This window comes from Dorea sp. D27, from assembly GCF_001185345.1.
GTDB lineage: Bacteria > Bacillota > Clostridia > Lachnospirales > Lachnospiraceae > Extibacter.
Map to the genome: position 1 here is coordinate 316,630 of NZ_KQ236744.1, position 22,998 is coordinate 339,627.

The window sequence follows — 22,998 nt, forward strand, 5'->3', positions numbered from 1 at the left end:
ATGAAAGGGCGTGATGGTGTTGAAACCCATCATAGATTTATCAAAAGAATACGGCCTGGTATTTGATGGAGGCGGTGCAAGGGGAGCGTACCAGATTGGTGCATGGAAAGCGCTCAGGGAAGCCGGCGTGAAATTGAATGCAGTGGCAGGAACATCCGTGGGCGCATTAAATGGCGCCCTCGTTTGCATGGGTGATGAGGAAAAGGCGGAGGACATATGGAGCAAGATGACTTTTTCCAATGTGATGGATGTGGATGACGAATGGATGGAACGTTTCTTCCGGAAGGAGACGACAATCCGCGAATTCCTGAATGAGGGATGGAGCCGCCTGAAAGACGGAGGGATTGACATCACTCCGCTGAAAAAGCTGATTCATGAAACTATAGAGGAAGAAAAGATACGTAAGAGCAGCATTGAATTCTGCCTGCTCACATTCTCAGTGTCCGATTTCAAGGAACTGGACCTGAGCGTCGAGGACATCCCAGAGGGCCTGCTGGAGGAATTCCTGCTGGCGAGCGCATACCTGATAGGGTTTAAAAATGAGCGCCTGCACGGCAAGAAGTATATTGATGGGGGCGTTATCAATAATGTCCCGTTAAGCTCTCTCGTCAAAAGAGGGTACGAGAATATAATAGAAGTACGAATCTACGGTCCGGGCAGGGAGCCCCGGGTAAAGATGCCGGACACGGGGGTGAAGTACGAGATAGGTCCCCGCGTGAAGCTGGGAAGCATTATAGAATTTTCGGGTAAGAGAAGCAGGCAGAATATGAAAATCGGATACTATGATGCCAAGAGGATGCTGTACGGACTGGAAGGATTCATCTATTACGTGGATCAGACATACGATGATCTGTACTATGAAGAGCTGATGAGCGGGATAAAGGAGATTGAAAAGGCAGAGATTGCATTTGCCCTTAAGCTGTCCCTTGGCCATTCTGACAAGGAGCTGTTCATGGGGATGCTGGAGGCTGCGGCCAAATTGCTGCATGTTCCGAAATATCAGATATACACAGTGGACCAATTATATGATATTGTATATAGTAAATATGAAATCTTAAGTGACAAGCTCCATCTGCCACGCTTTGTTCATATACTAACAGGATTAAGAGAGGAACGTAAGATGAATTTAAAAGGAAGAAGTTTTTTGACGCTGAAGGATTTTACACCGGAGGAAATCATGTACCTGCTTGATCTGGCAGCAGACCTGAAGGAAAAGAAGAAGGAAGGAATCACGGGAAACAGCCTGCAGGGCAAGAACATCGCGCTCATATTCGAGAAGCCGTCCACGAGAACACGCTGTGCATTTACGGTCGGAGCTGCAGATGAGGGAGGCAATCCGACGTATCTGTCAGGAAATGAAATACAGCTTGGGCATAAAGAGAGCATAGAAGACACGGCGCGCGTTCTCGGACGCATGTTCGACGGAATCGAATTCCGGGGCTTCCGGCAGGACCATGTGGAAGCACTTGCGAAGTACAGCGGCGTTCCGGTGTGGAACGGACTGACGGATGAATACCATCCGACACAGATTCTGGCGGACCTCCTTACGATGCGGGAACATTTCGGATATCTGAAAGGGCTTAGATTTGCCTACCTTGGAGACGGGCGTAACAATATGGCGAACAGCCTTATGATTGGATGTGCCAAAGTAGGGGTAGACTTTATCAATGTGGCTCCGAAAGCCTTATGGCCGACAGATGAGCTGACAGACCTTTGCAGGAAGTATGCCGCGGAGTCGGGGGCTTCCATCACGATTACAGATGATGTGGATGACGTGGAAGGTGCCGATGTCTTATATACGGATGTATGGGCTTCTATGGGCGAGGAGGACAAGGCTGCAGAGAGGATCGAGATGCTTCGTCCGTATCAGATCAACAAAGAGATGATGGAGAGGACGAAGAAGGACGGAACGATATTCATGCACTGCCTGCCTGCGGTAAAGGGCAAGGAAGTGACGGAAGATGTATTTGAAGGTGAGGCTTCTGTTGTATTTGATGAAGCAGAGAACCGCCTGCATACAATCAAAGCGGTCATGGTGGCCACGCTTGGAAACAGCTAGGAGACAGGAATGAAGACGGCAATTCTGAAAGTGCTCCGCGAAAGCGGGGGATATGTGTCCGGACAGCAGCTCTGTGACAGCTTTGGCGTATCACGGACAGCGGTCTGGAAGGTGATAGACCAACTGAAGAAAGAAGGATATGAGATAGAGGCGGTGCGCAACAAAGGGTACCGCCTCGTAGAAAGTCCAGACGTGATGGGACAGGCAGAGCTGGAGAGCCTGATCGACACACGGTGGGCGGGAAAGACGGTCGTATATGCCAAGGAGATGGATTCCACGAACATACAGGCCAAGGCTCTTGGGGAAAAGGGTGCCGTCCACGGAACGCTCGTCGTCGCCGGCCGCCAGACTGCGGGAAAAGGCCGGCGGGGGAGAAGATGGGCGTCACCGCCGGGGACCAGCATCTACATGACGATACTGCTGAGACCGCAGTTCCTGCCCGCGAAAGCTCCGATGCTCACCCTCGTGATGGCACTGAGCGTCGCGGAAGGGATCATGGGCGTGACAGGACTTCCGGCACAGATAAAATGGCCAAACGATATCGTGGTAAATGGGAAGAAAGTGTGCGGCATCCTGACGGAGATGAGTGCAGAAGTCGACTATATCAACTACGTGGTGACAGGCGCGGGCGTCAATGTGAACACTGACCGCTTTCCTGAGGAAATTGCCAGAACGGCTACCTCTCTTTATATAGAAGGAGGGGATAAGCTGAAGCGTGCGCGGCTGGCCGCCAGAATCGTGGAACGGTACGAGGAGAACTATGAGATGTTTTTGGAAACGGAAGACTTGTCTAAGTTAAAGTCTGATTATAACCGGCTGCTTGTCAACTGCCGGAAAGAGGTGCGGATTCTGGAACCGGGTAATGAGTATGAGGCGGTCGCATCTGGAATCAACGATACCGGCGAACTGCTCGTCACGATGGCAGACGGCACGGAAAAGGCCATATTTGCCGGTGAAGTATCTGTAAGAGGAGTATATGGTTATGTATGAGAATAAAGTGGTGCTCTGCGGAGCGAATTCTTATGAGGAGAAATATTATCTGAATCCGGATTTTGAACAGCTGCCTGGTTCTATAAAGGATGAGCTGAAGATCATGTGCGTATTGTATGTAAATGATGTGGGCGGAATCCTGACACTTGTCTACGAAGACGAAGGAGAACTCTGTTTTGAAGTGACAAGCGAGGAAGGCGACCCTATGTTTGATGAGATAGGAAGCCAGCTTAAGATCAAGGAGCTCCAGAAGGAAAAACAGGAGCTGCTCGCTGCCCTGCAGCTGTACTACCGTGTATTTTTCCTCGGTGAAGAAGTATAGGAGGCTGATATGTTACTTGTTATAGATGTAGGAAACACGAATATTACACTTGGTGTATTTAAAGGCGATGAGCTGCTCGGGACGTTCCGTATGACTACGAAGCTGCCGCGCACATCAGACGAGTATGGGATAACGCTGAAAGAGCTGGTAGAACGTCAGGGGATTTTGAGCGCGGATATCAGCGCGGTCATTATCGCTTCTGTCGTGCCTGACATTATGCATTCGCTCGGAAGCTCTATTATCAAATACTTTGGCATAAAACCTGTCGTAGTCTCGGCGGGCATCAAGACAGGAATCCGAATTGTGACCGAGAACCCGAGGCAGGTGGGACCGGACCGGATTGTAGATGCGGTGGCGGCCTACACGCTGCACGGAGGGCCTGTTATCGTGCTCGACTTCGGGACGGCCACTACATATGACGTAGTGGGGGTGGACGGAACCTTCGAGGCCGGCATAACAGCCCCCGGTATCCGTACGTCGGCACAGGCGCTCTGGGGCGAGGCCGCGATGCTTCCGGCAATCGAGATTAAAAAGCCGGACTCGATCATGGCAAAAGAGACCATCTCCAGCATGCAGGCCGGACTTGTATATGGACAGATTGGGCAGACAGAATATATCGTCAATAAGATCAAGGAAGAATCCGGCTATGCAGATGCGAAGGTCGTGGCAACAGGAGGTCTTGGGAAGCTGATTGCGACGGAGACAGATGTGATTGATATCTATGATTCACAGCTGACGCTGAAAGGACTGAGGATTATATATGAAAAGAATAGGAAACGTTGAGCTTGAAAATCCATACATTCTGGCGCCTATGGCAGGAGTTACCGACCTGCCATTTCGTCTGCTGTGCAAGAAGCAGGGGGCCGGTCTGCTCTGTATGGAGATGATCAGTGCGAAAGCCTTGCAGTACAAGAATAAAAATACGAAGCTGCTGCTTGCCATCCACCCGGAAGAATATCCGGTATCGCTGCAGCTGTTTGGCTCGGACCCTTACATCATGAGCGAGATCGCGAAACAGATGGAAGAACTTCCGTTTCAGATACTGGATATCAATATGGGATGTCCGGTACCGAAAGTAGTCAAGAACGGGGAAGGCTCTGCACTGATGAAAGAGCCGGGCCTCGTGTATGATATCGTGTATAAGACTGTGAAAGCCATAAGCAAACCAGTTACGGTCAAAATCCGGAAAGGGTTTGATGAGGAACATGCCAATGCGGTAGAAATCGCAAGGGTCATTGAAGAAGCGGGCGCTGCGGCGGTAGCTGTGCACGGCAGGACGAGAGAACAATACTATTCTGGAAAGGCAGACTGGGATATTATCCGAAGGGTGAAGGAGGCGGTCTCCATCCCTGTCATTGGAAACGGCGATGTAGTCTCGGGCGAGTCGGCATCGGCCATGCAGGAACAGACCGGATGCGACATGGTTATGATAGGCAGGGCGGCCCAGGGGAATCCGTGGATTTTCAGGGAGCTAAGAGAGTATGCCCTGCGTGGCGAATGCCCGCCGCGCCCTACGGCAGAAGAAGTAAGGCGGACCATGCTTGCACATGCCAGGATGCAGATGGAATACAAGGGAGATTTCCTCGGAATCCGGGAGATGAGAAAGCATGTGGCATGGTATACGAAGGGGATGAAAGGGTCTTCAAAGCTGAGAGCGATGATAAACCGTGTAGAGTCGTATGAGGAGCTGGAACATCTGCTGGCAGACCGGATTGCTGGATAAAATTGAGATAATAAAAGAGCCTTGTCCTACATATACTTAACCAATATGTGAGGCGGGGCTTTTCTGTAAAACGTAAGATAATTTCTCATATCGAAAAATGATTGACATTAGCCGGCTGATTATGTATAATAATGAAATTGTGAAAGTATCTTTTCGATACAGACAGCGCAGCGAGGACGATACAGGAAGACCTGTGAAAGAATAGAGACAGAAATCTGTGTATATTAAGGAGAAGAGAGACATGGAAGCAAAGAAAAAATTACTTACTTATGCAGGCCTGAAGGCACTGGAAGACGAACTTGAGAACTTAAAGGTTGTAAAGCGGAAGGAAGTAGCAGGCAAAATCAAAGAGGCAAGAGAGCAGGGAGATTTGTCTGAGAATGCGGAATACGATGCGGCCAAGGACGAGCAGAGGGATATCGAAGCCCGTATCGAAGAGCTGGAAGGCATATTAAAGAATGCAGAAGTCGTCGTGGAAGATGAAGTGGATTTCGATAAGATTAATGTCGGCTGTGCTGTAAAGGTATTCGATAAAACATTTGATGAAGAGATGGAATTTAAAATAGTAGGTTCTACCGAGGCAAACAGCCTGGAAGGCAAGATATCCAATGAATCACCGGTTGGCCAGGCTCTGATGGGCAAGAAGGTAGGAGAGACCGTGACGGTAGAAACGCAGGCAGGAGAGATGGCATACAAGATTCTTGAAATCAGCCGGTCTATGTAGCACTTAAGAGACCTGTTCAAACGGAAAGGAGAGGGTAACGTGTCCAAACAGCAGGGAAATACACAGGAGCCGGATTTAAACCAATTAAGGAAGGTCCGCCGCGAAAAGTTAAAAGAGCTTCAGGATAATGGAAAAGATCCATACCAGGTTATGCGCTATGAGGCAACAGCCCATGCCAGGGATATAAAGGAACACTATGACGAGATGGAAGGGAAGCACGTATCCGTAGCCGGACGTGTCATGCAGAAGCGTGTCATGGGCAAGGCTTCCTTCTGCAACGTGCTCGATCAGAGCGGAGGCATCCAGTCATACGTGGCAAGAGACAGCCTGGGCGAAGAGGCGTACAAAGAGTTCAAGAAGCTTGACATCGGCGATATCGTAGGGCTGGAAGGAGAAGTGTTTAAGACGAAGACCGGGGAAATCTCCATACATGCGTCTGCAGTAAAGCTTCTGTCCAAGAGCCTGCAGATTCTTCCTGAGAAATTCCACGGGCTTACGAATACAGATATACGTTACCGCCAGAGATATGTGGATTTGATTATGAATCCGGAAGTAAGAGATACCTTCATCAAGCGCTCCCATATTATAAGCGCAATCAGGAGATATCTGGACGGCCAGGGCTTTCTCGAAGTAGAGACGCCGATGCTCGTCAGCAATGCCGGAGGTGCTGCGGCCAGGCCGTTTGAGACGCATTTTAACGCGCTCAGCGAAGACTTCAAGCTGCGGATTTCCCTGGAACTTTACTTAAAGCGCCTTATCGTAGGTGGTCTCGAGAAAGTATATGAGATCGGACGTGTATTCCGCAACGAAGGGCTTGATACGAGACACAACCCTGAGTTTACACTCATGGAATTATATCAGGCATATACCGATTACAACGGAATGATGGATCTTACGGAGAACCTTTACCGCCACGTGGCACAGGAGGTGCTCGGTACGACGACAATCGTGTACAATGGGGTAGAGATGGATCTCGGCAAGCCGTTCGAGAGAATCACGATGATTGACGCAGTGAAAAAGTATGCCGGAGTGGACTGGAACGAAGTACAGACATTGGAGGAGGCCAGAGCATTAGCCGACAAGCATCATGTCGAATATGAGGACAGGCATAAGAAGGGCGATATCCTAAGCTTGTTCTTCGAAGAATTTGCGGAAGAGCATCTCATTCAGCCGACATTCGTTATGGATCATCCGATTGAGATATCGCCGCTCACGAAGAAGAAGCCGGAGAATCCGGAATACGTAGAACGGTTTGAGTTCTTTATGAATGGATGGGAGATGGCAAATGCCTACTCAGAGCTCAATGACCCGCTTGACCAGAGAGAGCGGTTCCGCGCACAGGAAGAGCTGCTCGCACAGGGCGATGAAGAAGCCAACACGACAGATGAGGACTTCCTCAATGCGCTTGAGATTGGCATGCCGCCTACCGGAGGTATCGGATTTGGAATTGACCGGATGTGCATGCTTATGACGGATGCGTCTGCAATCAGAGATGTGCTGCTGTTCCCGACGATGAAGAGCATCGGCGGTTCTGATACTGGGAAAAAGACAGAAAAGCCTGTTGCAAAGGTAGAAGAAAAAGCAGCAGAAGCGATTGACTTTTCTAATGTTAAAATCGAGCCATTGTTTGAAGAATTTGTGGATTTTGAGACATTTGCAAAGTCTGATTATAGAGCTGTAAAGGTAAAAGCCTGTGAAGCGGTTCCGAAGAGCAAGAAGCTTTTGAAGTTCGTCTTAGATGACGGAACAGACACAGAGCGCGTGATTTTAAGCGGTATTCACGAATATTATGAGCCGGAAGAACTGGTTGGGAAAACTTGCATCGCAATTACGAATCTGCCGCCAAGGCCGATGATGGGGATTGATTCCTGTGGTATGCTGATTTCAGCAGTTCATGAGGAAGATGGAAGAGAAGGCTTGAATCTTCTGGTGGTGGATGACAGGATCCCGGCAGGTGCAAAGCTATACTAAGAGGCTTTTTACCAACTTATGAAGAACCAGTTGCATGATGAGACGAGCGGAGCTATATTAAAATAAACAAAGGAAAGGGCAGAACTGGATTTCCAGGTTTCTGCCCTTAACTGCATTATAACGTTAATTTATCACTCTCTTACTGAAGCTTACCGACACGATGCCCAATACGATCAATATAACCGGTGAGATCAACATCGTCGTAACCACATTTTGACCAAAGCCTTCCAATAGTGCAATGTAAGGCGTCCCTAAGAAAGCTCCAATATTCACTCCCGCTTCTGTTATACCGGTTGCCAGAAATGCCCTGCTCTGAGGCACCTGCTTGTAGTATACGTTGATACAGGCCGGTATGATACCGGTGGATGTTATTCCGGATATGAAAAGCATCGTACATACCATAGGAAATGAACCTGCAAAATATAGACCTAACAGACTCAGCGCCACACCTGTCATGAAGATACACAGTGTCCACTGTTTGAAAAACCTGGCCGCAAATCCAAAAATGATTCCGCCTAAAATCGTCGCGACACTGTAAAATACCATCGCATAGCCCACGCTAACAGAATCACCGAACCCACGCCCGGCTACAACCGGAGCAACTGCCAGAAACATTGGATAATAGCTGAGCATATAAACTGCCACGATACCCGTGAATACCCATACGGTGGAGGGCAGTAATTTGACAGACTGAAGGATGGATTCTCCCTGCTGCAATTGCGTTGCTGCGGCAGCAGTCATAGAGCCGCTGTCCTTATCAAGCGGGAAACTGGGACAAAGAATCCATACGACGATAAACGAAAGTGCGCTCCATGCATAGATGTAGAAGGAGTAATTCCATTGGATGGCACACAGATGGCCTACAACCACCTGAGCCAGCATATTCATGGCATACTGCGCCGTAACAGCCCATCCCATAGCATGCTCCCTTAAGCCCTCATCTTTGATCAGCTTAAAGCTCATAGACACTCCGATGCCCTGCATCAGGCCATAGCCGATACCAAATGCAAATCGCCCGGTAAATACGAGTATGATACTCGTATTTCCAAAAAGGGCAGGAAGTATACCTCCGACACAGTGACACCCGATACCTATCAGCAGCATATGTTTCAAAGAAATCTTTCTGTTGACCAAAACTCCTGCTACTACTGTAAAAACAACCGCACATAAATTAGGGATGTTATTTATCAGTGTAATGATACTATACGGGACATTTGGGAATACTGCGGCAATATCCGCCAGCGCAGCGGTACACCATTCAGCTCCTCCGGCAGAGGAGTTGGCAAACAACAATACTAAGACACTGATGATTTCCTTCCTTTTTCCTGTTCTGTCGCTACTCATAGCCTCTCTTCCTCCTTAGATGACCCGGTCTTTTACGTCGGGCTCCTGTAACTCCTTTTGCCTATCAGCATTCAAGTGCCCAGTGGAATGCCTGATGGTTCGCATTTTTGATATTGCGCACGATTTCACAGTCTCCGACAGCATAAACTTCCGGAAGGAGATGCTTCAACTGCCTGTACAGTGCATCCTCCTTTTTCATACCAAAGGCAGTCACGATATCGTCGGCCTTCAAGCTCTGCCTTCTCCAGCAGCGGTCTTCTATTTCCACACCTTCGTCTGAAAATGCACACACCCTGCTGTCTCCTATCTTCTTGACGCCATACTGCTCGAGAAGCGCAAGCAGCATCCCGCGGTTATGAGGTGTTGCTTCGCGGGCAAAGGATTCTGCCGGAATCATATCCACGACTGTCACTTTTTTCCCCTGTATGGCAAGTCCAAGCGCACATTCCATACCGGACAGGCCGCCGCCACAAACGACCACGTTATCCCCGGTCTCATCTTTTCCCGTATCGACATCCAGCACATGATGCACATTCGGCCTGTCGATACCAGGAATAGGAAGAGAGAGTCTTGTTGAGCCTGTCGCTATGAATACGGCATCCGGTTCCAATGACATGATATAATCCGCATCCGCCACCACATGAAACTGTATGTTAGCGCCACAGGACATTGTGCTGTCAATCAGCCATCTCAGATGTCTCCTCATATCAATCTTATAGGAGAGGCAGCTGATTTCATGGAGTTTTCCTCCCAGCTTATCCTCTTTTTCTAAAAGAATGACCTCATGACCTCGTTCCACCAGCGTTTTGGCTGCCATGCACCCTGCCACGCCGCCTCCTGCAACAACGACCTTTTTCCTTTGGCGGGCGATTGGCACTTCCGTAAACTCCGCTTCCCTGCCGAGCATCGGATTCGTTGCACAACGGATGTGACAGATGCGCTCAGGCGTACATTCATAGCATCTGAGACATGGTCTTGTTCTCTCATTTTGTTCCATATATGCGTTTTTAAGAGTCATCGGATCACACAGCAGTTGTCTTGCCATTGCCACCATATCTGCCTTTCCTGAAGCGATGATCTCCTCTGCTTCATCAATAGTCATAATGCTCCCCACGGTCGTAACCGGGATGGTGATTTGAGGATCGCTTTTCATAGCCTGCGCATATTTTACATTGTGGCAGTGTGGATGATAAAGGGGCGGCATAGTATAATATGCATACGCCGGCTCAATGATCAGACCCTGTGACACATGTACTGCATCCAGGTATTTTTGGGCTGCTTTGACGAAACGGATCGTATCTTCTATCCTCATACCGCCTGGAATGATCTCATCACCGCTGATACGCATATCAATCGCCAGCCTGCCTCCCACACGGTCACGGATGGCCTCCAATACTTCCAGCGCAAAACGCCAGCGGTTCTCCTCGCTGCCACCATACTGGTCGGTCCTCTTATTAAAAAGCGGAGATAAAAATTGTGCAATCAGGTTTCCGTGAGCCGCATGTATCATCATCATGTCAAAATCCGCCTTCACCAGGCGTTCGGCACAGTCTGCATATTGTTGTTTTATCTTTTCAATATCTGCATAGTTCATCTCACGGATATGTGTATTTCCGTCTGTCACAGGAATGGGGGTGGGGGCAATCGCCTCAGGAACTCTTAAAAGCGCTGGATTGGCCCCGCGCCCGGCATGTACGATTTCAATGGAAATTTTTGCTCCATAGCGGTGTACTGCCTCTGATAGCCGCAGTAGATCAATAATATTATTATCATCCGTAATATCCAGCTCTCCGACATAGTCCGTACCAGTATCATGGTCAATGGAGGTGGCGCCGATATTTACTACGCCCACTCCTGTTTCCGCCTGCATTTTTATAAATTCGAGATATTCTCTTGTTACGTTCCCGCTTGTTCCTGAAAGAGAACACACAAGGGGCGAGAACTGTATCCGGTTCTTTACTGTCATTTTCCCAACCTGAATTGGTTCAAAAACATATTTATAATGATTAAATTCCGCCATTTTTATTCCTTTCTACGTGCCAGGTTTAATTGGGATTATTTTGCAGCTTTCTCTTTTTTGTTAGCAATCGTTATACATACTGCGCATACCACGACCATGACTGCCGCCATCATTCCCGCAAATACATACCTGAAGTCAACTGCATCGCTTAACATTGACGGGATGGGCGTGTAAAAGTATGTTCCGAGAAATGTTCCAAGCTGCCCGCCCACATGGATGACCATACAGGCTGCCGTGACCTTCGCTACCTTGGAACAGTTTGTCGCACCCAGCAGAGACTGCGGCATACACTGACTGATTGACATACCGGAAATAACAGCTCCTATGAAAAGGACCGGCAGGCTGCTTGCAGCGTATACGATCAGATAACCGGCTGTAAGGAATCCAAATCCGACACAGTACATATAATCATTCAATTTCTTATTCAGAGGTCCAAAGATGATTCCACCCAGAACGCCTCCCACAAGGAAGAGTGCCGTAACCGTCCCTGAGGTGGCTGCATCTCCGATTCCTCTGGATTCTATAAGGAATGACATATTGTTGTTGAATACGCCGTATGTGGCGATGAAGATGAAGATAAAGATTCCATACATGAATACTTTTGGATTCATCGGCGTTTTTTGTTTATTTATCTCTTCCCTGGTCTTTTCCATATTCTCCTTCGGTATGACAAGGCATCCCAAAACAAATGGAATAAAGCCGATGCAATATGCCAAATAATTCATATGCCAGGAGATGGCGGCAAGCATACCACCCACATAGGTGAGGTAGATGCCTCCAAGATTGGTGAACATCGTCTGCATTCCCATAATACCACCACGTTCTTCCTCGGCATAGAAGTCAGCAATCAGACCGTTGGACGTAGGCATCAGAAGACCAAAACCAATGCCAAGCAGACCTGCCCACATGTAAAGAAGAACTACACTGCTGTTGAACAGGTATCCTAAAGGTCCTATCGCGGCATAGCAGAGCACGCCTATATTGCACAGTATTTTTTTGGGAACCACTTTAATCAAAGACGGAGTGATAAGTGCGACGATGATCATTGCTATCCCCGGAAAATTCATGATATTCATGATAGTAGTGATTGGCGTGCCGGGAAAGTCAGCGGCAATAGACGCAAGAGAAGGCGCAATTCCCATAGCCCCCATCTCCGTTGCGGAAATCAATAAAATTGTCAATGTCAGTAGTTTCTTGTTCAGCTTCATTTTTCTCCTCCTTTCGGTATGACACTTATATGCGCCCAATGTCACGAGCCGCATAATATCCTTCTTTCGTGGCCTTTGCAATATTAGCCGGCATACTGCAGTCGCCGATAGAATAAAATTCCGGTGCGCAGAAGCGAAGCTCTTCCACCTCATTCTCAAGTGATTTCTGACCAACTGCATAGATAACAGTATCAGCCTCCACAAACACCTTTCCGTCTGGTCCAGATGCAGCGACACCATCGTCTTTGATTTCAACTGCCTCCGTCTCGGTCATCAGGCGGATGCCATGAATATCGATTTGAGCAGTCACTGCCTCACCATGCAGCATATTTCCTGAGAAATTCGGGGCAGAGGCCATTTCAAGTATCGTTACTCTTCTTCCATTGAGCGCAAGATGGATGCCCAGCTCGCATCCGACCAGGCCGCCTCCGAGAATCACGACCTTCTGCCCGGCTTTTGCCAGATCATAGTATACCTCCTCGGCACCTGCCACATTGGGCCTGTCATACCCTGGGAGGAAGGAAGGAATGACTGGACGTGCCCCCAGTGCGGCAATAATGGCATCCGGTGTGATTTCTTCGGCAAGCTCCTTTGTAGCCGCTGTATTCAGCCGGACCTCGATACCGGGGTGTTCCATCACCCTCCTTGCCTGGGCGGCCAGATAGAGGTCCAGGTTTTTCTTAAATGACACCTTTTCCTCGCAAAGGAGCGCACCTCCAAGCCTGCCCGTTTTTTCGACTAGTATTACTTCGTGTCGTCTCTTTGCTGCTTCCAGCGCCGCCTGCATTCCGCCGATGCCGCCGCCTGCCACCAGTACCTTTTTCCTGTCATATCCGGTGGTGTCAAATTTATTCTCAAGCTCCCGTCCGATGACCGGATTGATGGCACAGCAGAACTGCCTTGTATCTAACAGGCCGGAAAAGCACTGATAGCACCTGAGACACCTGTTGATATCTTCATCTTTTCCCTGGCGGGCTTTTAACGGGAAGTCCGGGTCTGCGATCAATCCACGTGCCATGGCAATCGCATCCACCGCTCCTTCTGCAAGCGTGTCCTCCATCATCTGCGGGTCTGAGAAAGCCCCTACAGCCACGACCGGTGTTTTGACATGCTTTTTTACTTCTTTTGCGTATTTCAGATTGCATGCATCCTCCAGGAACATGGAAGGATGAACGACCACGAAGGATTCTTCCACTTCGTGATTTCCAACGGAACAATGGATGAAATCCACATGCCCGTCAATCATCTTAGCCATTTCAATTCCGTCTTCCGGTGTGTAGCCACCCGGATTACATACATCCGCCGCGCTAAAGCGGAAGTCGATAAGGAAATTCCTCCCGCATACTTCCCGGATTCTGTCACAGACAGCAATCGGCATACGCATACGGTTCTCGAGGCTTCCGCCCCACTTATCGGTACGAGTGTTGATTACGGGTGACATCATCTGATTCAGGAGCCATCCATGTCCGCCGTGCACGAGCACCATTCCGAATCCTGCCTGCTTGCAGCGAAGCGCTGCCTGTGCAAACTTCTCTATAGTGTCCAAGATCACTTCCTCCGGCATCTCAGGAATCAGGACTCCGTGAAGCCTTGCCCCGGCTTTTGTTCCCTCACCCATGCGCTCAACCGGCGCATATATCTGATTGCCATTTACGTAAGACTCTGACGCATACATCCCTGCATGCTGCAGCTCCATAGAAGCCACTGCACCATGTTTGTTGACTGCATCTGCAAGAAGTGACAATCCCCCGATACAATCATCTGTATCCAGGTGGATTCCCTTTGGTATGTCTATACCATGAACCGTATCTACATACCCTTCCCCTATTGTAACGACCGCTGCCCCTCCACGGGCTTTTTCTTCATAGAAAGCGGCTGCCGCCTGTGTCGGCAGGCTTTCTGCGTCCAGATGAAGAAAGCCCTGCGGCGCACTGATGATTCTGTTGCGAAGCGTGACATCTCCTACCTTCAGCGGCTTGAACAAATTCGGATATTTCATCTTATACATATGTGCTTCTCCTTTCCTTTTCTCGTGTTCTATGATAAAATTTTATCAGGAATGTTAACAAAGTGACACGAGCAATATATTGTATTTCCACAACCATCGGTTGTGGATTGCCATGAAAGGATTCTTATGGACATCCAGGATTTGAACTGTTTTGTTACGGTATGTAAGTACAAGAACTTTACAAGGGCAGGAAAGGAACTGCACTTTTCCCAGCAGGCTGTCAGCAAGATTATCAAGCATCTGGAAGCTTCTCTTGGCGTGCCGTTATTCATAAGGGGACATTCCAAGCTGCGGCTTACGGAATACGGGACATATCTCTATCCGATGGCAAAGAATCTCTGTGATGAATTCCAGGTGTTGAACAACAACATGAGTGCCTTTATCGCAAGGGATAACGGGAAGCTCAGAATCGCGATTCCCCGTGGTATGACATGGGAGCTGATAGGAGAACAGCTGCAGAGCTTTTACAATCATCATACCGATGCCCAGCTTTTGATTACCCAGACGGATGATTTAGGTGTTGAGAATGCATTGCTGGACGGAAGTGCGGATATCGGGTTCTGCATTGCACCCATATCGTTAGAATCCTTTGTCATTCATAAGACTTGCCGCGCAGACACATACTATATGATCAGTACGCTGAATCCGCTGTCAGAAAAGGATACCCTCTCCATCCGAGATATGCGCAAAGAAAAATTCATAGGATTTGGCGCCCAGAACAAGGGGCATGATACATTAAAGCATTATTGTGAGGCGGAGGGCTTTGAGCCTGTTCTGTATGCAGAAGTAGAGGACATGAATATTCTGTATCAGATGGTCCGGGAGAACCGGGGTATAGGATTCTATGTCGGATATCCTGAAAAGGCTTCCCCCATAGATGGGATAAAGCTCGTACGTGACACAAGCGCCGGCTGGTATTGGGAAATCATACTGGCCACAGGCAGGCACCACGAGCTGCGCCCGGTTGATAAGGCTTTTATCAAGGAATTTCATGATTGGATGTGACAGATGAAGGGGCAGAGCCGTAGAATACGGTTCTGCCCCCTGCTTCGGCTGTTACGTTCAGTCGTTTCCAACAATCTGCAGCTCTTTCGGGTATTTCGTCAACACTTCACATCCGTCTTCCGTTACGATGACGAGATCTTCGATTCTGACACCGACGTCGTCTTTCAGATAGATGCCCGGCTCGATGGAAAAACACATGCCCGGCTGTGCAATGAGGTCGCAGGATGCGCTTGCCTCCGGCGGCTCATGCACCGTCATGCCGACGCCATGACCGGTACGGGTGAGGAAGTAGTCTCCGTAACCGGCATCGGTGATGACCTTGCGGGCAACGGCATCAATGTCGCACATTTTAACTCCGGGTTTTACAAAATCAATAGCAGCCTGCTGCGCTTCTTTTACGATTTCGTATACTTTCCTATGCTCATCACTGACACGCTTGTAGAATACGGTGCGGGTCATGTCACACCAGTAATTATCGACGGGCGCCCAGAGATCGAACAGCACGGCATCGCCCTCTTTTAGCTTTTCCCCTGCCACGGCCCCATGGTGCGGCTCTGCCGCATTCTTGCCGTAACACACATACTGGAGCTGTATATCTCTGGCCGCGCCATGCGCTTCAAAAAATTCTTCGATCATATCAGAGAGCTGCTTCTCATCCAGGGATGGGTCGATGTGATCAATGGCATATCCAACGGCCAGATCATTGACTCGTGAAGCTTTGCGTAATAGCTCCCGTTCTTCTTCATCCTTCTGGCTTTTACATAAGTCTACGCAATCCGAGCCAAGCACCGGAATAAGGTCATCCCGTTCCTGCAGGACGGATATCGTATGCTTGGAAGGCCAGTTCTTATCAAAGCCGACTTTGCCCGGCTGAAGCTCTGCCGCAATCAGTGCATATGGATTTTCGCCATCTGCGTAATAGTGCATTACCATGCCGTCAATTGGATCAAAGCAGAAGAGATTATTCATAAATGCATGTACTTCTCCACTGTCCTTAATCAATATGGCGCCGCAGCGTTCCATTGGATTGACGATCCGCTTCGTCAGATAAAAAATAGACGGGTCGTCTGTGACGAGAATCTGGCTCAGGCCGGATGCCTTCATATTCTCTACAACTCTTGCAAATCTTTGCTTGTTCATCATAACTTCTGCTCCTTTTCATAATAAGATATGTACCGATGCAGTAACCGATATGCCGGCTCCGACATTAGCCTGCTTCTGCTTCTGCAGCGGCGCTTCCCCCTGCCTTTCTCAGCTTGGCAAGCTCCGCACGTCGTTCCTTGGTAAAATGTCTGTATCCCATGCATGCAAGAAAACCTATCGCGATGAGGATGAGGAATCCTGTAAACATGACACGATAACCTGAAATACCGTCAAAGGTAGACAGGCACCAGCCGTTGAATAAAGGCATGATGCTTTCGGCGCCGTATCCTAACGGCGTGATGATGAATGTGGCAGCCCCCATCGTTTCTATCGGATAATTACCTTCTTCCATTATAGCATAATGTAACGCCTGTGCAGAATACATAAACATACAGAGGATTGCGATACTGATGATGAGCATCCACATGAATTTCATAGACTTCGGCGTGACGAGCAGTCCTGCCACCCCAAGCGCCATGAGGACCAGGTCGGCCAGCATCATGGAAGAAAGCCCTTTGCGGTCTGCAATCTGTCCGCCGATCCAGCACCCTGCGAACCGGAATCCGTTTGCCGCATATCCCATAATACCCGCCAGTGCCGCGGACATTCCGAAGGCTGCCGTACAGTAAGGCACGACATAGGTGTAGCTGATGATAACTCCGTACGTAGTGAACATGATGATGACCAGCATCCATGTTGTCGGCATCTTAAGTGCCTTGAGAACTTCACGGGCAAAATTGGTGTCTTTTTCTTTGGCGGTCTTTGTGAAATCCGGCAGTCTGTTTCTCAAGGCAAAATAACAGATGACGCCTACTATGATAGCCTCGAGTGCGTAGAAGACGATCAGGCCGGTCATGCCCCGTGTGTCGCCGACAACTCTGCACAAGGCAGTAAATGCAGCCATGATGAGTAAGCCTGACCCGAAATTCAAGATTCCCCGCCCCATGTCGAACAGTGCATAGCCTCTGGCCTGCTCCTCGGATCTGCTCAGTGTCCGCAGAACCTTCATAAGCGGATTCCAGAATGTCAGAATCGTGGTGATTCCCCATATGGCATAGATAGCGACATGGACTGGATATGCCGGTTTTGTAAGCAGAATCAACCCTGACGCGCCGGTCACGACGAGAGAACCGGGGACTACGATCTTAAGCGGAGCCCGGTCGGCCACCCATCCTCCAAGGCAGTATCCTACGATTGCCAGAGCGCCGTATACGCTGCCAAGAGCGCCCATCTGCAGATCGTTGATTCCAAAATATGCTAAATATGCATCATAGTAATAGTAGCGGAAATAAGGCAGAAGATAGGCAGTCATACCTGCCAGTGCTATCAATAAAATAATAGGTCTGTTCTTTTTATATCCAACGTTGTTATCCATATGTTTTCTCCTTCATATCGGTTACATTCCCTATAATCCTTCTGTTACCTCGTGTACTCGTCGACAACGATATGTGCGGTGGGATAGACGCGGCCGCCTTTCATTACAAAGTCGCACTCGCTCAATGCGTCACAGTCGTCTAACAGGTCTCTGTGCCATCCGGCAATATCTGCCAGCTTCCCCGGTTCAATCGTTCCGATCAGGCGGTCCATTTTCAAAATCCCTGCATTTACGCTTGTGGCGGCCTTTAACGTTCTGAATGCTCCCATTCCCGACCGCATCCAGCTTCTGTATTCGTACCAGCTCTCGTATGGCTGATGGACCGCACAGAAATCAGATCCAAAACCGAGCCGGATCTTACTGTCGCGAATGATCTGCCTGCTCTCTTTCAGCCGTGGTGCGAATTTTCTCAATTTCATCTGGCTGTCTTCCGTATTCTTGTCGACGAGATTATCATTTCCTTCGATTACATCCTGGAATGGTGAAAATGTTGGTACGAGATATGTATCCTGCTTTTCAAACATTTTGGCGGTCTCTTCGTCAATGAGCGCTCCGTGCTCCATGCCGTCGATTCCGAATCCCAGCAGCTTTTTCATCATCCGCGGAGGATACACATGCGCCGTGACCGGCTTCCCCAGATCATGTGCGGTCTGGATGATGATTTGTAATTCCTCGTCGTCCAGATAGCTGATTTCAGGGCCTCCGTCCGGGCTCAGGAAACTGCCTGACAAGAAGATCTTGATAAAATCAGTGCCGTACTTTACTTCCCTGCGTACCTGATTCCGGAAGAAATCCCTGCCGCTTCCGATTGTCTTTATCTGCATATAATCCGAAAGCGGTTCATTGGTGCATGCATACATGCTCATATCCCCCGGCATGCCCGGCCCTCCCAGCATATGTGCGCCGACATTCATCCTGGCCGCGGGGAACAAGCCTCTGTCGATTACATTTCTGGCGTCTACGATGCCGTAGCCTGCCGGTCCCATCCCGTTACATCTGATTGTGGTAAAGCCCCTCTCCAGACAGCGCTCTGCCGTATGCAGGAATGCAAGCGTGCTATATCCTTCAGACTGAAAAAGGATATTGTCTGTCTCCTGCCATCGCATCAGATTGCCATGCACATGTGCATCAATCATTCCCGGCGTAACTGTGAGATGCTTTAAATCAATAATGTCCGCATCCTTCGGTCTGGAAAGGTTTTTGCCTACAGCCGTAATCTGACAGCCTTCCACCAGAATTTCCATATCCGGCATCAGTTCTTCATGGATACCATCAAAAAGCTTCCCGCAAAAAATCATGTGTGATTTTTTCATCATATCACCTCCGTATTGAGTTTGATAATATTATAACATAAATAAAATAATTGTAAATAAATTTTTATAAATATGAAATTATATTCTATAATTTTATAACATAAACAATATTTTATTAGAATACATATTTTTTTAACAATCAATCTTTTTTTAAAGATTGGTGCTGAAATTCTGCCTGAATGATGGATGAGAATTAGAGCTTGTATTCGGTGGACATGTATTGTAGTATAGCTTTATAAATTGTAAAATGAGGTAGTGGATATGAAAAAGGACCCATTTAAGGAATACATGAAAGAGTCTGAGCCAGATAAAGCCAGCAAAGGATATGCTTGGAGTACGGCAATCGGACTTCAGGCAGTAGACGGACTCAAACCATCTAAATACTTGATTGATACCGCCATTCAGAATATTGAGGGTATAATTACACTAAAGGAAGCTCAGAACCTTATTTACAGCTACTACGATGAAAGACCGGAGCATTCACCGGATGATAATCGTACAGAAGAAGCCGATAAAGTATCCTTACGCATTGCGGAGATACTTTCTGAAACTGCATTTTCATTTTCACCGAACGAATATATAGCCATTCATCGCAAGCTGTTTCAGGGCATATACAAACACGCCGGTGAGATAAGAGATTATAATATCACGAAGAAAGAATGGGTCTTGGACGGAGCAACCGTTATATATGGTAGTGCTTCTGAACTGAGAGCCACACTTGAATATGATTTTTTACAGGAAAAGGACTTTAGCTATAAAGGACTTTCGCTGAACGAGATCATTCACCATCTTACAGTGTTTGTTTCAAGACTGTGGCAAATCCATATCTTTGGAGAGGGCAACACAAGAACAACAGCGGTATTCTTTATTAAGTATCTGAGAACGCTTGGTTTTTCAGCTACGAATGATATTTTTGCGGAGAATGCGTGGTATTTTAGAAATGCGCTTGTGCGTGCGAACTACTCAAATTTACAAAAAGGCATTTACGAAACGACGGAATATCTTGAAATGTTCCTTAGAAATCTACTTTTGAACGAGAAAAATGAACTTCACAATCGCAATCTGCATATATGTAAGCTTGAGGAAACTAGAAAGGTAGACATTGGAGAACAAAAAGTAGACATTCAAGAACAAAAAGTAGATATTGAGAGGATGTTCTCAGAAAAAGCACAGAACTTCTCCGCTAAGACTGTCGTTCATATTCATAGACTTCTCGAAGAGTATGGCTATGATGAGATCTTTGGAAGAAGTGCTGTTGCTGAGCTGCTTGAACTGAAAGACTCAAGTGCTTCGAAGTTAATATCAAAACTTGTGCAGGCAGATATTATCGAACCTGTATCTGGTCACGGAAAGGGAAAGTATAAATTCAAAAGTATCTATATCCGGTAGAAAAGGAACTTGTATTCGGTGGACATGTATTGTAGTATAGCTTTATAAAAAAGTATCGAGATAAAAGGAGGAGAACATCTTGTTAGAAGCGCTAAAAAAAGAAGTGTATGAGGCAAATATGCTGCTTCCGAAGTATGGGCTCGTTACATTTACATGGGGGAATGTAAGTGGTATCGACAGAGAGAAGGGATTGTTTGTCATTAAACCGAGCGGTGTGGATTACGATAAACTGAAAGCAGAAGATATGGTGGTTATGGATCTGGATGGGAATAAAGCTGAGGGGGAATATAATCCTTCTTCGGACACGGCGACTCACCTTGAACTCTATAAGGCATTTCCTGATATGGGAGGAATCGTACATACCCATTCCGAATGGGCGACCAGCTGGGCTCAGGCAGGGAGAGGGATTCCCTGCTATGGAACGACTCATGCAGATTACATGTACGGGGAGATTCCATGTGTGCGCAATCTTACGAGGGAAGAGATAGAAGAGGCCTATGAGAAGAATACTGGCCTGCTCATAGCAGAGCACTTCAAAGGAAAGGAATACATGGCAATGCCTGCCGTGCTCTGTAAGAACCACGGGCCTTTTACGTGGGGCGGCAATGCGGGCGAAGCGGTACACAATGCCGTTGTCCTGGAAGAGGTCGCGAAGATGGCAGCCCGATGCGAGATGATCAACCCGCAGGTGCAGCCTGCGCCCCAGGATCTGCAGGATAAGCATTACTATCGAAAACACGGTGCAAATGCGTACTATGGACAAAAGAAATAAGCTAGTTGACAGTTGAGCGGCGTAGCGAAATAGAGGGATAGATTATTGGATAAAGTGATGGAATTACACCAGATCATATATGGCCTGCTGGCTTCGCAGATTGAATTCGGTACCTATCGGTATAAAGACCCATTACCAAAGATGGAGGAAGTGAGCCAGTGGTTTTCCGTTTCTCTGGATACGGTGAAAGCCGCTTATCGTCAGCTAAAGGAGAACGGCTATATCATTTCGGTCAGGAAAGCAGGGGCTTTTGTAGCTGTTCGCTTTCAGGATGAGGAATTAGAAAGGAACATCCAAAAGTATTTCTCTCTGCGTAAAAATGCTGTGATGGACCTGTGCCATGCATTTGTTCCTCTGTTCAGTTATATCCAGTGGTACGGTTTGAAAAATGCCGGGCCAGAGCAGTTGGATGAATTAGAACATCTTTGTACACGATCCAACATACTTAGGCCATATGTCTTGGCACAGCATATTCGGCTGATATATGGATCGCTTAACAACGATCTGCTGCTAAGGCTGATATGGCAGGCGTATCTCTTTTTCCAGGCCCCCTTTTTCAGCTTGCCGTCAAATCTGGTGGCTTTTGAGGACAGTGACAATCCTCTGCTCAATATGATTCGTCACTGCCGCCAGAATGATTGGGACGGGCTTTGGAAAACGGTAGCAGCCTGCCAGGAGCGGATTGCATCTGCTACCCGCTGGTTTTACGAAAACCGAGTCACTATTGATCCGCCCGGAGAACCTGTCCCCTTCGATTGGAACATATTTCAAAGTCCTTCCCAACGCTGTTATTCCATTGCGATTAATTTATTGAAAGGCTTTCGTTTAGGCATTTTCACCCCAGAAGACTTTTTGCCGGCACCCGCTGAAATTGCGGAACATATGAAAGCCTCTGCGATTACCGTACGCCGTACTCTGACAATGCTTAACCAGTTAGGCGTGATCCAATCTATTAACGGGGTTGGCACTAAGGTTTTAAATATGGAGGAAAGCATGAAGAATTGCGACTTTACACAGCCAGTCATTCAAAGACGGATGTTGGATTTTGTCCAGAGCCTGCAGATACTGGCGATGACGTGTGAAGCCTGCGCTAAGATAGTAATCAAGGATGCACACGCGGTCGGCGAATGGAAAGACCGGTTGGCATATATCAAAGAAAACGGTCGGTTTGAGTCCGTAATCTTTGCTTCGCTCGAAATCATCCCGCTATACTCCCCGAATCAGGTCATCCGGGAAATATATGAAAAACTGCTTCAGCTCCTGCTTTGGGGGTATCCCCTGCGCAGCATGCATGGATCGAGAGCGGACATCAATTCCTATTATCTTCCCCATATCAATTCTCTGCAGGAAAGTCTGGAGCGCAGCGATTGGGATAGCTTAGCTGCAGAGCTGGAGAACCTGCTCATTTATGAACTTCGATTTGCGGCTGCCCGGCTGGAAGAATTGGGCATAAAAGGTGCCACCAGCCTTATAGTCAGATAACCCAGGGCAATGTCCAAAGGAAGCGCATCATACCTTGCATACGATACGTGAGCGTCGTAACCTAGAACGTTAGGTTTCGACGCTTTTTTCATCAGCAAACTTGCTATTTGTCATTTAGTCTGTTATAGTAAATACTATTAAAGATGATTA

At 48.0% G+C, this 22,998-nt stretch carries 18 protein-coding genes; 11 read left to right on the forward strand and 7 right to left on the reverse strand.

From position 1 onward, the window contains the following. Positions 1-13 precede the first annotated feature (13 nt). From argF to lysS, 7 genes are all read left to right on the forward strand, one after another. Positions 14-2,059: an ornithine carbamoyltransferase gene (gene argF, locus HMPREF0980_RS19915; protein WP_147629800.1), complete on the forward strand. Its 2,046-nt coding sequence runs from the start codon at positions 14-16 to the stop codon at positions 2,057-2,059. A gap of 9 nt (positions 2,060-2,068) precedes the next feature. Beyond that, positions 2,069-3,049 carry a biotin--[acetyl-CoA-carboxylase] ligase gene (locus tag HMPREF0980_RS08035; protein WP_049728628.1) on the forward strand — a complete coding sequence of 327 codons (981 nt, stop codon included), beginning with the start codon at positions 2,069-2,071 and terminating at the stop codon, positions 3,047-3,049. Beyond that, positions 3,042-3,371, forward strand: a complete 330-nt coding sequence (locus tag HMPREF0980_RS08040; protein WP_049728629.1) for a DUF6145 family protein — start codon at positions 3,042-3,044, stop codon at positions 3,369-3,371. Before HMPREF0980_RS08035 ends, HMPREF0980_RS08040 begins: the two co-directional genes overlap by 8 nt. Before the next feature lie 9 nt (positions 3,372-3,380). Continuing rightward, the gene (locus tag HMPREF0980_RS08045) at positions 3,381-4,154 is read left to right on the forward strand and encodes a type III pantothenate kinase (RefSeq protein ID WP_049728630.1); all 774 of its coding nucleotides are present in this window, start codon (positions 3,381-3,383) and stop codon (positions 4,152-4,154) included. Further along, positions 4,132-5,094: a tRNA dihydrouridine synthase DusB gene (gene dusB, locus HMPREF0980_RS08050; protein ID WP_049728631.1), complete on the forward strand. Its 963-nt coding sequence runs from the start codon at positions 4,132-4,134 to the stop codon at positions 5,092-5,094. Before HMPREF0980_RS08045 ends, dusB begins: the two co-directional genes overlap by 23 nt. Before the next feature lie 241 nt (positions 5,095-5,335). After that, the gene (gene greA / locus HMPREF0980_RS08055) at positions 5,336-5,818 is read left to right on the forward strand and encodes a transcription elongation factor GreA (RefSeq protein ID WP_049728632.1); all 483 of its coding nucleotides are present in this window, start codon (positions 5,336-5,338) and stop codon (positions 5,816-5,818) included. Positions 5,819-5,857: 39 nt separating this feature from the next. Further along, entirely contained in the window at positions 5,858-7,789 is a 1,932-nt protein-coding gene (lysS, locus tag HMPREF0980_RS08060) for a lysine--tRNA ligase (protein WP_049728633.1), read from the forward strand. 123 nt (positions 7,790-7,912) lie between these two features. Here lysS and HMPREF0980_RS08065 read toward each other — a convergent pair whose 3' ends face one another. The 4 genes from HMPREF0980_RS08065 to HMPREF0980_RS08080 all read right to left on the reverse strand — a co-directional run bounded on the left by HMPREF0980_RS08065 (position 7,913) and on the right by HMPREF0980_RS08080 (position 14,369). Continuing rightward, a complete protein-coding gene (locus HMPREF0980_RS08065) occupies positions 7,913-9,133 on the reverse strand; it encodes an MFS transporter (protein WP_049728634.1) in 1,221 nt (406 codons plus the stop codon). A gap of 64 nt (positions 9,134-9,197) precedes the next feature. After that, positions 9,198-11,153 carry an oxidoreductase gene (locus tag HMPREF0980_RS08070; protein WP_049728635.1) on the reverse strand — a complete coding sequence of 652 codons (1,956 nt, stop codon included), beginning with the start codon at positions 11,151-11,153 and terminating at the stop codon, positions 9,198-9,200. A gap of 35 nt (positions 11,154-11,188) precedes the next feature. After that, positions 11,189-12,361 carry an MFS transporter gene (locus HMPREF0980_RS08075; protein ID WP_049728636.1) on the reverse strand — a complete coding sequence of 391 codons (1,173 nt, stop codon included), beginning with the start codon at positions 12,359-12,361 and terminating at the stop codon, positions 11,189-11,191. A gap of 25 nt (positions 12,362-12,386) precedes the next feature. Continuing rightward, positions 12,387-14,369 (reverse strand): oxidoreductase, encoded by a 1,983-nt coding sequence (locus tag HMPREF0980_RS08080; protein WP_049728637.1) that lies wholly within the window; start codon positions 14,367-14,369, stop codon positions 12,387-12,389. 126 nt (positions 14,370-14,495) lie between these two features. Between HMPREF0980_RS08080 and HMPREF0980_RS08085 the strand changes: the two genes are divergently transcribed. Next, entirely contained in the window at positions 14,496-15,374 is an 879-nt protein-coding gene (locus tag HMPREF0980_RS08085; RefSeq protein ID WP_049728638.1) for a LysR family transcriptional regulator, read from the forward strand. A 57-nt stretch (positions 15,375-15,431) separates the two neighbouring features. Here HMPREF0980_RS08085 and HMPREF0980_RS08090 read toward each other — a convergent pair whose 3' ends face one another. From HMPREF0980_RS08090 to HMPREF0980_RS08100, 3 genes are all read right to left on the reverse strand, one after another. Beyond that, a complete protein-coding gene (locus HMPREF0980_RS08090) occupies positions 15,432-16,517 on the reverse strand; it encodes a M24 family metallopeptidase (protein ID WP_049728639.1) in 1,086 nt (361 codons plus the stop codon). Between the two features lie 64 nt (positions 16,518-16,581). Next, on the reverse strand, positions 16,582-17,892 hold the full coding sequence (locus tag HMPREF0980_RS08095; protein WP_049728640.1) for an MFS transporter: 1,311 nt from the start codon (positions 17,890-17,892) through the stop codon (positions 16,582-16,584). A 44-nt stretch (positions 17,893-17,936) separates the two neighbouring features. After that, complete coding sequence (locus HMPREF0980_RS08100; RefSeq protein ID WP_049728641.1) at positions 17,937-19,205, reverse strand: amidohydrolase family protein; 1,269 nt, start codon at positions 19,203-19,205, stop codon at positions 17,937-17,939. A gap of 261 nt (positions 19,206-19,466) precedes the next feature. On the opposite strand from HMPREF0980_RS08100, the gene HMPREF0980_RS08105 reads away from it, so the two are divergent. The 3 genes from HMPREF0980_RS08105 to HMPREF0980_RS08115 all read left to right on the forward strand — a co-directional run bounded on the left by HMPREF0980_RS08105 (position 19,467) and on the right by HMPREF0980_RS08115 (position 22,848). Beyond that, entirely contained in the window at positions 19,467-20,594 is a 1,128-nt protein-coding gene (locus tag HMPREF0980_RS08105) for a Fic family protein (protein WP_049728642.1), read from the forward strand. A gap of 79 nt (positions 20,595-20,673) precedes the next feature. Continuing rightward, positions 20,674-21,366, forward strand: a complete 693-nt coding sequence (locus HMPREF0980_RS08110) for an L-ribulose-5-phosphate 4-epimerase (protein ID WP_049728643.1) — start codon at positions 20,674-20,676, stop codon at positions 21,364-21,366. Between the two features lie 54 nt (positions 21,367-21,420). Further along, entirely contained in the window at positions 21,421-22,848 is a 1,428-nt protein-coding gene (locus HMPREF0980_RS08115; protein ID WP_242847392.1) for a GntR family transcriptional regulator, read from the forward strand. Positions 22,849-22,998 lie beyond the last annotated feature (150 nt).

What these genes read in the sequence shown, in the direction of transcription:
- HMPREF0980_RS08075 (WP_049728636.1), bottom strand. Translation starts at nt 12,361, where the DNA reads ATGAAGCTGAACAAGAAACTACTGACATTGACAATTTTATTGATTTCC.
- HMPREF0980_RS08080 (WP_049728637.1), bottom strand. Translation starts at nt 14,369, where the DNA reads ATGTATAAGATGAAATATCCGAATTTGTTCAAGCCGCTGAAGGTAGGA.
- HMPREF0980_RS08100 (WP_049728641.1), bottom strand. Translation starts at nt 19,205, where the DNA reads ATGAAAAAATCACACATGATTTTTTGCGGGAAGCTTTTTGATGGTATC.
- dusB (WP_049728631.1), top strand. Translation starts at nt 4,132, where the DNA reads ATGAAAAGAATAGGAAACGTTGAGCTTGAAAATCCATACATTCTGGCG.
- greA (WP_049728632.1), top strand. Translation starts at nt 5,336, where the DNA reads ATGGAAGCAAAGAAAAAATTACTTACTTATGCAGGCCTGAAGGCACTG.
- HMPREF0980_RS08090 (WP_049728639.1), bottom strand. Translation starts at nt 16,517, where the DNA reads ATGATGAACAAGCAAAGATTTGCAAGAGTTGTAGAGAATATGAAGGCA.
- HMPREF0980_RS08045 (WP_049728630.1), top strand. Translation starts at nt 3,381, where the DNA reads ATGTTACTTGTTATAGATGTAGGAAACACGAATATTACACTTGGTGTA.
- argF (WP_147629800.1), top strand. Translation starts at nt 14, where the DNA reads ATGGTGTTGAAACCCATCATAGATTTATCAAAAGAATACGGCCTGGTA.
- HMPREF0980_RS08085 (WP_049728638.1), top strand. Translation starts at nt 14,496, where the DNA reads ATGGACATCCAGGATTTGAACTGTTTTGTTACGGTATGTAAGTACAAG.
- HMPREF0980_RS08095 (WP_049728640.1), bottom strand. Translation starts at nt 17,892, where the DNA reads ATGGATAACAACGTTGGATATAAAAAGAACAGACCTATTATTTTATTG.
- HMPREF0980_RS08035 (WP_049728628.1), top strand. Translation starts at nt 2,069, where the DNA reads ATGAAGACGGCAATTCTGAAAGTGCTCCGCGAAAGCGGGGGATATGTG.
- HMPREF0980_RS08065 (WP_049728634.1), bottom strand. Translation starts at nt 9,133, where the DNA reads ATGAGTAGCGACAGAACAGGAAAAAGGAAGGAAATCATCAGTGTCTTA.
- HMPREF0980_RS08070 (WP_049728635.1), bottom strand. Translation starts at nt 11,153, where the DNA reads ATGGCGGAATTTAATCATTATAAATATGTTTTTGAACCAATTCAGGTT.
- HMPREF0980_RS08105 (WP_049728642.1), top strand. Translation starts at nt 19,467, where the DNA reads ATGAAAAAGGACCCATTTAAGGAATACATGAAAGAGTCTGAGCCAGAT.
- HMPREF0980_RS08040 (WP_049728629.1), top strand. Translation starts at nt 3,042, where the DNA reads ATGTATGAGAATAAAGTGGTGCTCTGCGGAGCGAATTCTTATGAGGAG.